General features: G+C 49.7%; 11 protein-coding genes. 7 read left to right on the top strand and 4 right to left on the bottom strand.

All coding sequences use genetic code 11. From position 1 onward, the window contains the following. The first annotated feature begins 4 nt into the window (after positions 1-4). The 5 genes from DG046_RS06265 (at position 5) to DG046_RS06285 (ending at position 5,220) form a co-directional block, all read left to right on the top strand. A complete protein-coding gene (locus DG046_RS06265; RefSeq protein WP_108831644.1) occupies positions 5-370 on the top strand; it encodes a DUF5684 domain-containing protein in 366 nt (121 codons plus the stop codon). Between the two features lie 111 nt (positions 371-481). Continuing rightward, on the top strand, positions 482-1,135 hold the full coding sequence (locus tag DG046_RS06270) for a response regulator transcription factor (protein WP_108831645.1): 654 nt from the start codon (positions 482-484) through the stop codon (positions 1,133-1,135). Then, positions 1,123-1,992 carry a sensor histidine kinase gene (locus DG046_RS06275; protein ID WP_108831646.1) on the top strand — a complete coding sequence of 290 codons (870 nt, stop codon included), beginning with the start codon at positions 1,123-1,125 and terminating at the stop codon, positions 1,990-1,992. Before DG046_RS06270 ends, DG046_RS06275 begins: the two co-directional genes overlap by 13 nt. Positions 1,993-2,075: 83 nt before the next feature. Next, positions 2,076-2,732, top strand: a complete 657-nt coding sequence (locus DG046_RS06280; RefSeq protein ID WP_108831647.1) for an ABC transporter ATP-binding protein — start codon at positions 2,076-2,078, stop codon at positions 2,730-2,732. Continuing rightward, positions 2,668-5,220 (top strand): ABC transporter permease, encoded by a 2,553-nt coding sequence (locus DG046_RS06285; RefSeq protein WP_108831648.1) that lies wholly within the window; start codon positions 2,668-2,670, stop codon positions 5,218-5,220. The genes DG046_RS06280 and DG046_RS06285 overlap by 65 nt, the downstream gene beginning before the upstream one ends. 115 nt (positions 5,221-5,335) lie before the next feature. Here DG046_RS06285 and DG046_RS06290 read toward each other — a convergent pair whose 3' ends face one another. The 4 genes from DG046_RS06290 to DG046_RS06305 all read right to left on the bottom strand — a co-directional run bounded on the left by DG046_RS06290 (position 5,336) and on the right by DG046_RS06305 (position 8,409). Next, a complete protein-coding gene (locus DG046_RS06290; RefSeq protein ID WP_108831649.1) occupies positions 5,336-5,845 on the bottom strand; it encodes an ECF transporter S component in 510 nt (169 codons plus the stop codon). Between the two features lie 190 nt (positions 5,846-6,035). Then, a complete protein-coding gene (locus tag DG046_RS06295; RefSeq protein WP_108831650.1) occupies positions 6,036-6,500 on the bottom strand; it encodes a dihydrofolate reductase in 465 nt (154 codons plus the stop codon). Further along, complete coding sequence (locus DG046_RS06300) at positions 6,497-7,708, bottom strand: GNAT family N-acetyltransferase (RefSeq protein ID WP_159082081.1); 1,212 nt, start codon at positions 7,706-7,708, stop codon at positions 6,497-6,499. Before DG046_RS06300 ends, DG046_RS06295 begins: the two co-directional genes overlap by 4 nt. Before the next feature lie 44 nt (positions 7,709-7,752). Further along, entirely contained in the window at positions 7,753-8,409 is a 657-nt protein-coding gene (locus DG046_RS06305) for a GntR family transcriptional regulator (RefSeq protein WP_108831652.1), read from the bottom strand. A 193-nt stretch (positions 8,410-8,602) separates the two neighbouring features. On the opposite strand from DG046_RS06305, the gene DG046_RS06310 reads away from it, so the two are divergent. Both DG046_RS06310 and DG046_RS06315 read left to right on the top strand, forming a co-directional pair. Next, positions 8,603-9,367, top strand: coding sequence for an alpha/beta fold hydrolase (locus DG046_RS06310; RefSeq protein ID WP_108831653.1), 765 nt, complete (start codon positions 8,603-8,605; stop codon positions 9,365-9,367). Between the two features lie 9 nt (positions 9,368-9,376). After that, positions 9,377-10,915, top strand: coding sequence for a UDP-N-acetylmuramoyl-tripeptide--D-alanyl-D-alanine ligase (locus DG046_RS06315; protein WP_417878340.1), 1,539 nt, complete (start codon positions 9,377-9,379; stop codon positions 10,913-10,915). The last annotated feature ends 153 nt before the right edge of the window (positions 10,916-11,068 follow it).

Genomic DNA, 11,068 nt, shown 5'->3' on the forward strand with positions numbered 1-11,068 from the left:
AATCATGAACAATATGGAACAATTCGCGAACTCCTCGTCGAATACGGCGCTCTTCGCCGGCATCGGCATCATCACCGCCATCGCCTGGTGGAAACTCTTCTCCAAAGCGAGATACGCCGGTATTCTTGCCATTATTCCCGTGGTGAATTTGGCCGTGGCGTCGAAAATCGTCTTCGACAGCTACTGGTACACCCTGCTCTTCGCCGTGCCCGTCGTCAATGTCGTTTACGCCGCCGTCCTCAATTACAAAATGATGAAATACTTTGAGTGCAGCACACTCCTCGCCGTTCTCGCCATCTTCTTCCCCTTCTTCTTGCTCTTCCCCGCCTTCGGAAGCAACGAATACCATGGACCGGCGATGAATGTGTAAGAAAAAGCCCTTATTCTATATGGAATAGGGGCTTTTTGTGTATAAATTGCGCAAGAAAAAGCCGAGGACAGAAAAGGCATTTGCTATAATATGGGCACAAGGAGAGAGTGAATGAAAAAGATTTTAATTATAGAAGACGACAAACACTTAAATAAGGGACTGGCCATTGCACTGGCAGATGAGGGGGAGATTCTATCCGCCGCCACGCTGGCAGAGGGGCGAAGTCTGGTGGATCGGGCAGATTTAGTGCTTTTGGATTTGAATTTGCCTGACGGGGATGGATTGGATTTTCTCAGAGAAATTCGCCTTCGCTCTCAAGTGCCCGTGCTTATCGTATCTGCCATCGACATGGAGACGCATATCATTTCCGCGATAAAATTGGGTGCCGACGATTATTTGACGAAGCCTTTTTCGCTGGGGATTTTACAGGCGAAAATCAATCATTGGGTAAATAAGGATGAAGGCATGAAGAAGACGGTTTTTGGAAAAGGACCGTTCTCTTTCGATTTTTCGAAGCATCTTTATTCCAATGAGGGGCAGAGATTGGTTCTTACACCCATCGAAGCGCGCATTCTCTATTTTCTCGTGGCATCCGATGGCGGCATTCTTACCAAAGAGGCATTGATGAATAAAGTTTGGGGAGCGGATGGGGATTTTGTGGACGGAAATACCTTGGCGGTCAATATAAGTCGTCTTCGAGGAAAACTAAAACCCCATGAACCTATTGAAACGGTGTTCGGAGTAGGTTACCGATGGTCTTTCTAATTTGTATTTTGATTCTATTTCTCGCGTGCTTTGCTTTCGACGATTGGCGTGTGCGGCGAGAGTTTCGCGCTTTTTCTCGGTGGATTGAGGCTTTAGAAGAAGGCGTGGAAGAGTCGCCCGCATTCGATGAAAAGGAACGATCCAAGGCACAATCCAAGCTTGCAGCTTATCTGCGCGCCAATCACGTTCGGGAGAGAAAACTCGCCGAAGAAAAAGAAAAGACCGAAAGACTTGTTGCCGATATTTCCCATCAGACCAAGACACCGCTGGCCAATTTAATGCTCTATAACGAGCTTCTGAAGAAAGAGGTCGAAAGCCAATATCTGTCCGTAATGGATGAAGAATTACATAAACTGAAGTTCTTAATCGATAATTTAATGAAATCTTCTCGCTTGGAAGGCGGCATGATTAAATTGCAGAAACAGCCGGTCCATATGGATGCGATGGTTCGCGAGGTATGTATGGGGCTTCAAGCACAGGCAGAGGAGAAAGGGGTGGACTTTGATCTTGCCTTGGAAAATGTAAAGGTCGAATTGGATGCGCGATGGATGAAAGAAGCGATCCATAATCTGGTGGAGAATGCCGTAAAATATGCGCCCGAGGGTAGTTCGGTGCGGATAAACCTCTATCCCACAACGTTATCCTATCACTTGACCGTTGAAAATGAGGCAATGATGGCGGATGAAGACCCGGCAGTGCTGTTTACACGTTTTTATCGCGGAAAAAATGCCATTGGTAAGCCGGGATTGGGGCTTGGTCTGTTTATTGCCCGGGAGATTGTGGAGCAAGAAGGCGGTTCGGTGAAAGCCTTGTGCGAAGAGAACCGTATTTGCTTTCAAGTGACAATTCCTTTTTAAGCTTTTCCCTTCTTACAAAATCGTAAGAGCGCGTGCAAAACCTTTGTAAGATCCCTTTGGTACACTGAGAGGGAGGTGAAGCTATGTTAATTGTCGAAAACTTAAAAAGATATTACGAAGGAGAAAATGTCACCGTGAAGGCACTGGACGATGTGTCCTTTCAAATTGACAGTGGCGATTTCGTCGCCGTAGTTGGAGCATCGGGTTCGGGAAAATCAACCTTGTTGCACTTAATAGGCGGCCTGGATATGCCCACGGAGGGGAAGGTCGTCATCGACGGGGTGGACCTCTATGCATTAAAAGAGGATGAGCGAACAATTTTTAGGCGGAGACACGTGGGCTTCGTCTTTCAGGCATATAATTTACTTCCCATGCTCACGGTTTATGAAAACATCCTTTTGCCATTCGGTTTAGACGGCGAAAAGCCTTCCTTGGATTATATGCAAGGCATCGTTTCTCGTTTAGGTTTGGAAGAACAGTTGGATAAAATGCCCAATGCCCTTTCCGGTGGTCAACAGCAGCGGGTGGCCATCGCCAGGGCATTGGTGAGAAAACCGGCGCTTATTTTGGCGGATGAGCCCACCGGCAATTTAGATTCGAAATCCTCGGCGGAAGTGGTGGCCTTGTTTCAAAGCATAAATCGCGAGATGGGGCATACCATCGTCATGATTACACATGACGACGACGTGGCGCAACGAGCCGGTAAAATCCTTCGCGTCGCCGATGGGAAGTTGGTGTGAAGCCATGCGGGTAAAGAATCGGATGTGGCTGAGAAAAATTGCGATTAGTCGGCTAAGGGAAAATGCCGGGCGCAGACGGGTCCTCTTCCTATCCATTGCCTTAAGCGCCCTTCTATTTACAGCTGTTTTTTCAATCGTTTTTGGCATCGTGAAGAGCATGGAAATTCAAACCATGCGCACCATTGGCACCACAAGTCATGGCAGCTTTAAAGAGGTCGATGACAAAGCCATTCGCACCTTGGCCCGAGATTCGCGTATCGTCGACTACGCCGTGAGGCAATTCATTGGTGTCTCGCAAGATCAGAAGATCCCTTTGGAAATAAGCTACTTGGATGAAAAGGGCTTTCAGTGGGCACTTATGGAGGACATGGACGGTCATTTACCGAGAAAAAAGAACGAAATCGTTGTTGAAAAACAAGCCGTGGAGAAGATGGGATACAAAGGACAGATCGGTGAGAAAATCCACGTGGCCTATCATGTGATCGATCGTTCTTCTTCGGAAGTATTGGCTCGAAAAAACGATGATTTTGTCATCGTTGGAACGTACAAAAGTCCTGTGGAATCCAATGTGGGTGTCGGGCAAATCTATGTATCGAAAGCCTACGCCGACGAGCAAGGGATTCCTTCAAATAATCAGGAAATGGAAGTTCGTTTAAAGCATTCCTGGCGTATTCGACGGCAATTGAGTGCCATCGCCAAGGATGCCGGCTATGAGATCGGCGGAAGTCCCGGAGCGGCGGGGGAAAAGACTCTGCGTTTAGGCGTCAATGTCGCCTATTTTTCAAACGATGAAAATTTTGACTACACGATTTTTCTGCCTGCGCTCGCCATGGTGTCTTTGATTTTTTTATCCGCCTATCTCATTATCCACACAGTATTTGAGTTATCCGTTGCCGAAGACGTGCGCCTGATCGGTTTGTTAAAAACCTTGGGAATGACGAAAAAGCAGACGAGGCAGCTCTTATATTTTCAAGGCCTGATGCTCGATTTGCCCGCGACGATCGTCGGTGAATTCGGAGGATTTGCAATCAGTGCGATGATTTTAAATCGCCTCTTTGAACAAAATGCGATGCTGGCGAACGTTCGACCCGATGTTGCGTTTTTCGCAGGCGTGGGCATTGTTTCCGCCGTCGTCACCGTGTGTACTGTATATCTCTCCATCTTCAGGCCGGCGCGTTTGGCGGAGAAAGTTCCTCCGATTCACGGGGCGCAGTATACTGATACGGTCATGGGAAATTATAAAAGCCGTCACAGTTTTTCGCTCGTACGTTTGGCTGTTCGGGAAGTCTTTCATAGAAAAGGGCGATTTACATCCGTGGTATTGTCCATGGCATTGGCATCAATCATCTTTACATCTGTATTGACCTATACGACAAATATGGACATAAAAAAAGGCCTCTCCGATACGATTACGACCGACTACAATGTGGCGAGCCCCGCCTATTTTCGGTACGAGTATCTTGGTATGGACGCAGCGTTGGACCCGGAGTATTGCAGGAAAATTGAGCTACAGCCCGGATTTGTCGGCGGCGGAGGCATTTACGGGGCAGGTTACGAGAGTGCCTATCCGGAGGTAAATATAAAGGGAGAAACTGTTTTTTCCGTACTCTTCGGCATGGATCCGTATTTAGTGAAAAAACAGTCCTTTTTGGAAGGTCACTTCGATGAAAAAAGCTGGAATGAGGGAGACAGCGTTATTCTCGGGATTGAGCAAGGCGGCGAAAGCCCCTTTTCCGTTGGAGAAAAAATCCATGTGACGGTAAAGGGCGAAGAGAGGGTATTGACGGTCATGGGAAAAATTCCCTATAACTTTTCCAACGGGCTACGTTATTTCATGGAAGTGGGGAAAGAGAAAGATCTCCCCGTGAGTGAAACGAATCCTGCGCGTGATCGCGTATATTTATACATCGCTCCAAAAAGCTATAGGGCATGGATGAAGGATTCAAGTTTGATGTCTTACGGATTTGACATTGAGAAGCAGTCGAAAAAAGACTTTGATGACGCATTGGATAAAATGGAGAAGAAAGCGGATTTTTCTTACGATTCCAGAGCGAAGCAAGAAAAGTCATTTGAAGACACGAAGCATTTAATCGAGCTTGCCGGTTACAGTCTTGCTTTCGTTCTTTTCCTCATCTCCATCTTAAATTTTATCAACATCATTGCCACAGAGGTACTGAAAAGCCGGCGTAATTTGGCGATTTTGGAAGCCGTAGGAATGACCCGAAAAAAGCTCAAGGTCTATTTGGCGGCGAAGACAGCTATCTATTCTGTTTGCAGCTTTTTTATGGCATCTTTCTTCATGGCCTGTGTGGGCAATTCTCTACTAAAACGTGCGATGAAGCAGGCGATGTGGCTTGACGTTCAGAGTACGTGGTGGCCATTATTCCTTGTGCATGGCGTAAACGCCTTAATCGGGGTGGTTTTTGTGTTGGCTTATTACGAAAGCAAAAGCAAAAAGACCTTAGTTGATCGGGTGCGCGATTTGTAGATTTTCGTTTCTCGCTGTGCTTCTGCTTCTAAGCGGGATCGTAGATAGAAAAAAGAAGGGGGAATAAAAAGAGGCAGGGAACGATTACGTTCTCTGCCTTATTCGATGGATGAAATTACAGCTTGACGTCTTTTAAGATTCGGCTCATGGGCGGAATAAGGACGCCGACGATAATGGCGGAAACGGTGATTTGCAGCACATTTCCCGGAATATTGGCCAAGGGGACCAAGAGGGATTTGAACATGATGGCTTCGCCGATGTAGTAGGTGAGCACTTTCACGACGGTGACCAAAACGGCGGCGAGGACGTAGCGGCTTAAGCGGAAGTCCCGTGTGTTTAAGGTGGCCATAATATAACCCATAATCAGTGCGGAGATCACCGTCATCGGCGACCAAGCCACCCAACCGCTGGTCAGATCGAAGAGGCCCATGCCTAGTGCGCCTGAAAGCATGCCCACCCGCTTGGAAAAAAAGATGCAGGCGATAAAAAAGGGCACATTCCCCAGGTGGATCAGGCCGCCGTTGGGGGCGAAGGGCAATTGGATTTTCACGAGCCACGTAAAGACGTAGACCAGGGCGATAAATAGGGCCGTGAACACCAGTTCGCGGACAGAGTATTCTTTCATCGTATGTATACCTCCTAATTCATATCTAAGTATACTGGAAAACCGAATAGTTTTAAACGCTTTTACCTGTATTTTTATAATGGAATACAAAAATGATCGACAGGACGGTCTTTTATGATTCGATTCGGGAGGGATGTTGCGAAGCATAAAAAGAGGCAGGGAACGATTCGGTTCTCTGCCTTTCTTGCGTTTATTTTTTCCGTATCCAATGTTCTTCTGCGGCCTTTTCGGTGATGGGTGTGGTCTCCACCAAATCGAAATCATCTTCCAAGGAGGGGATCTTTACATCGCCACCGGAGCGGTAATTGACCCGCGTGATGTAGGCCTCTTCGATGCGGTGAAAGAGGGCTTTAATGATCCCGGCGCCGCCGACGAGATAGATTTTTCTGTCGCCGCAGGCCTCGAGTTTTTCGTCCAGCTCTTCTTCCGAGGAAAAGTAAAAGACATCTTCTTCGTCGGACAAATTTTTCCGCGTCATGACGCCGGTGATGCGATGGGGAAGCTTTCCCGCATTTTCCAAAGTCTTTCTGCCCATAAGGATCACTTGGCCTGTGGTGCGGGCCTTGAAGCGGGCCAGATCTTCCGGGATAAAGGTGATCTGCTCGCCGTCTTTTGCGATGGCGTTATCTAGATCGGCGAGAATCAAGAGAATCATCGAATGGTCTCGATTTTCGCGCTCAATTCCGTCGGGTGGACGCGTTTTAGTTCCGCCCGCGCCCGATCCGGCGTTTCGGAGAAGATCACCAGCTGTCCCGGCGTGGCGTCGTGGCGCAAAAGGTTTCTCTCCAACAAATCGCGACGAAGGCCTGTGACGAAGAGGTCGAAGACGTCGATTTTTGCGAGCTTTCTCGCAAGGGTTTCTTCTAAAAACTTTTCCATGGCGTCGGCCTGGGTGGAGAAGGGCACGTCGATGACGGCCAGGGTGTCGAAGGGATTTTCCTTTAAGGCGTCGATTTTTTCGGCGAAGCTGTTGTAGAAATCCGCATCCAGATTGTGGGCCCCCCGCAGATCTTCCGCTTCCAGAACCATTTCCACCGTGGAGAGGGATGCGCTTTGGGAGTCGAAGACCGCCCGATAAGCATTGGCGGAAAATTCATCGGCGGTGCCGATTAAAAGGGCGGTTTTGCTCTTGCTCAGGCGATCGGCTTCGGCGGCACATTTCGCCGGTAGGTCGAAGTCGTCGAGCGGGCGAAAGGCGCGTTTGCCGTAGAGGGCCGGGGCGATAAAGGTGTATTTCCCCGTGCGGCGCTTGGTTTCTTTGGCAAGATCCAGCCAGGGGGCGTCGTCTCTTAACAGATCGACGACGAAAAGGTGCTCCTTGGGGAAGTGGTTGCGAATCACGGGAATCAGTTCGAAATCTCTCGTGCCCATGGTGAAATACATGAGGGGCAGGTTTTGGCGATGCTCGAAAAGGGGAATGGGATTTTTCGTCTTTCCCGTCACCTTTTTCTCGAAATCCAAACGCATACGGTCTTTCGGGCCGCGGTATTTGGATTTCGGTTGAAAGCCGCAGGCTTCGTAGAAGGCGCGGGCGGAGAGGGGGCCTTCGGCGGTGAGGACCTGATCTTTTTCCAGGCGGTTTTCCAAAAAGGCCAGCATCTGCTTACCCAGACCTTGGCGCTGTTTGTCGTAGGCCACGAGAATTTCCTCCACGTGGAGGCCTTCCTCCGTCGTTTTCGTCACGGCGGCGCCGATTAAATCGTCGTCGTCGAAAAGGCCGTAGAGGATCTTGTCCCGGTCCCAGGTTTTTCGGGCGTCGTCGAAGGCTTCGTCGTAGGGATTAAAAAGGATGTGTTTTCTCAGGGCGATGGCTGCCTCGTGGGCCGGCGAATCGTAGGCGATGGTGTTCATGTAAATGGTCATGTCATCCTCCATAAAAAAATACAGGGACTCGCCCTGTATTTTACTTAGTCGTCTGTGGCTGTCTGACCCACTTCGGAAAAGTGATAGGTCCAATGGGTGTGGGCGAGGAAATCTTCCAGCTCTTCAATTTTGTTTTCTCGGAAAAGATCCGTAATGTGGGAGTGTTGTTGATTGGTGTCGTGCAAAAGCTTTTGAAACTCTTCGTTGCTGCCCATGTCGTGGCCTTGGCGAATGAAGCGCCGTTGGAGTCGGTCGATGGTGTTAATCAGGGTTTCGTTGTGGGACTTTTCGATGTAGATATCGTGGAAGCGCTCTTGCAAAATAAAATACTCGTCGAATTGGAAGCGATCGATGTGAAAGTCCATAAGCTCAACTAAATCGTCCATGGATTTTAAATCTTCCGGGGTTAGGTAGTTGGCGGCGAGCTTCGCGGCCAGGGCATCCAAGGGCGCGAGAATGCGGTAGATGTCTTCGCTTTCTTTTCTCGTGAGGGGCTTTACCCGAAAGCCTCTGCGGGGAGCGGAGTCCAAGAAGCCGTCGGCGGCTAATTGAATCAACGCTTCGCGAACCGGCGTACGGGAGATGTTTAATTGCTGGCATATGTCTTGTTCGTTTACTTTTTCGTTGGAGTTTAGTTTGCCGAGACGGATCTGTTCGGCAATAAAATTATAAACGTGGTCTTTTAAAGATAAAAATTCCATTCTGTAACCTCCTTAAGAGACATTTCTTTGAATACAATCATAACATCAGGAAAAAACAATGTCTACAATTTTCACTACTGTATACAATATGTATTAAGCAAAGGGTTTCAAGGACCGCAATTTTATAAAAATGCGTCGACGGCCTCGGCCCGCGGCGGCTCCTATGGTATAATCAGTTTTTAAGGGGGAAGCCATGGAGAAAGAATTTATCGTTATCGACGGGAAAAAGATTGCCGTCCTGGACACGAAGGTGGGAGATAATGTGGCCTTTGTCTTGCACGGCTGGGGCGCAAACATCGAATCGGTCGTGCCCATTGTGGGCAGCCTGAAGGATCGCTACCGGGTCATCGCCTACGACAGCTTGGGCCACGGGGATAGCGACGAACCGGATGAGGTGATCGGCGGCGACGATTACGTGGATCTGTTGAAGAAGATCTACGATTACTACGGTATCGCCCGGGCCACCTGCGTCGGCCATTCCTTCGGCGGAAAGACATTGACCGTCTTCGCCGCCCTCTATCCCGAAAAGGTGGACAAGCTGGTATTGGTGGACGCCTCGGGCGTGCTGCCCAAGCGGTCCTTTACTTATTATAGGAAGGTTTACACCTTTAAGTTTTTGAAGAAGCTCTACAAACTGCTGTTTTTCTGGCAGGATACGGATGCGGCCATGGCGCGTTTTTACAAGAAATTCGGTTCCGACGACTACAAAGCGGCGGATGGGATTATGCGCAAGGTCTTCGTGAAGGTGGTAAACGAGTCCACGGAAGAATACTTCCCGAAGATTCAGGCGGACACTCTGTTGATCTGGGGCGACGAAGACGACGCCACGCCCCTGTCCATGGGGAAGGTGTTTGAAGAAAAAATTCCCGAAGCGGGCCTCGTGGTCCTAAAAGGCGGGCACTACAGTTATCTCGACGCCTACGGCCAATTCGACGCCGTGTTGCGTTCATTTTTATAAGGAGTCTCTATGTATCATTCAGTTTCTTTCGTGATGTTTTTCGCCATTTACCTGGCCCTGAGCTTCGCGCTCTACAAGGTGTTTAACGAGCGGGCCCTCTATCCCCTGCACATGCTTCAGTTGGAAGGCTACAACGAAGGGGAGTACAAGGCGTGGATCCGCGCAAACGGCGACAAGATTAAAGCCTTCCGCTACGCCCCTACCTCGGAAAAGACGCCTCTGGTAATGACGGATCGGGCCACGCGGCTCTTCAATGTGCACCGCTTATTGAATCGCCTGCTCCTTCTCGTGGCCCTTCTCGCCTCCGTGGCCGCTTACGGCGCATCGCCGACCTTGGCGACGGTGGTCTTCGCCCTCATCTGCATGGGGATTTACTATTTCCAATACGTGATATTGATTTATGCCAATCGGATCAATTATCCCAAGGAAATGAAGATCAATCAGGGCTTTTACGACGCGGCGCAGAAAAAGGTGCGGGATCTGAAGGAAAAGGGCCTGCAGGTCGTGGGCATTACGGGAAGTTTCGGCAAGACTTCCACGAAATTCATCACCTCCACCGTCCTTGAAGAGGCCTTTGTCGTGCAAAACACGCCCTCTTCTTACAACACGCCCATGGGCCTTTCCAAGGTCATCAACAACGAATTGGACGAGAAAGACGAGATCTTCCTCGCCGAGCTGGGCGCCAAAGAGCCCGGGGAAATTGCCGAAGTGGCGGAGCTGGTGCAGCCTTCCATCGGGATCATTACCGCCATCGGGCCCACCCACATGCATCTGTTTAAGACCATCGAAAACATTCAAAAGACCAAGTACGAGCTCATCGAAGCCTTGGCCGACGACGACATCGCCATTTTTAATTACGACAACGACTACGTGAAGCCCTTGGCGGACAAGACGAAAAAACGCACCATTCGCTACGGCATGGAAGCCATCGAAAAGCTCGACGTCTATGCCAAGGACATTGCCGTTCACGAACGGGGCAGCTCCTTCACCCTGGGCTTTAAGGACAAGGGCGAAGTGAAGGCGGAAACGAAGCTTTTAGGCAAGCACAATATTTCCAATCTCCTCGCTGCCGCAAGCGTGGGCTACGTGCTCGGCATGGAGCCTGAGGCCGTGGCTAGGGGCATCGGCAAAGTAGAGCCGGTGGAACACCGCCTGAACATCGTGGACGGGGGCACGGGGATCATCGTCATCGACGACGCCTTTAACTCCAATCCCGTGGGCGCACGGGCGGCGTTGGATGTGCTGAGTCAATTCGAAAAGGGCAAGAAGATCATCGTCACGCCGGGCATGGTGGAACTCGGCGATATGGAAGAGGAAGAAAATTACAAACTGGGTAAGGAAATCGCAGGGGTCTGCGACGTGGCCATTCTCGTGGGCAAAAAGCGCACGGCGCCCATTCAAAAGGGCCTGATGGACGCGGGCTTCAGCGAAGAGAAGATGATCGTGGCGAAAAATCTCGATGAGGCCACGGCTTCCTTGGGCCATGTGGCCGCAGTGGGCGACGTGGTGCTCTTCGAAAACGACCTTCCCGATTCCTACGACGAATAATATAGAAAGCGGCTTTCGGGCCGCTTTCAGAGTGATGACAAAGGAGGGAGAATCATCCGATTCCCCCTCTTTTTTGTGTCATCAAACAGCATCCGCCTCAATTATAGTAAAATAGAAAAAAAGGAGGCCACCATGCTACATAAAGAAGACAAG

The organism is Aedoeadaptatus coli (assembly GCF_900343085.1).
Classification (GTDB): Bacteria; Bacillota; Clostridia; order Tissierellales; family Peptoniphilaceae; genus Aedoeadaptatus; species Aedoeadaptatus coli.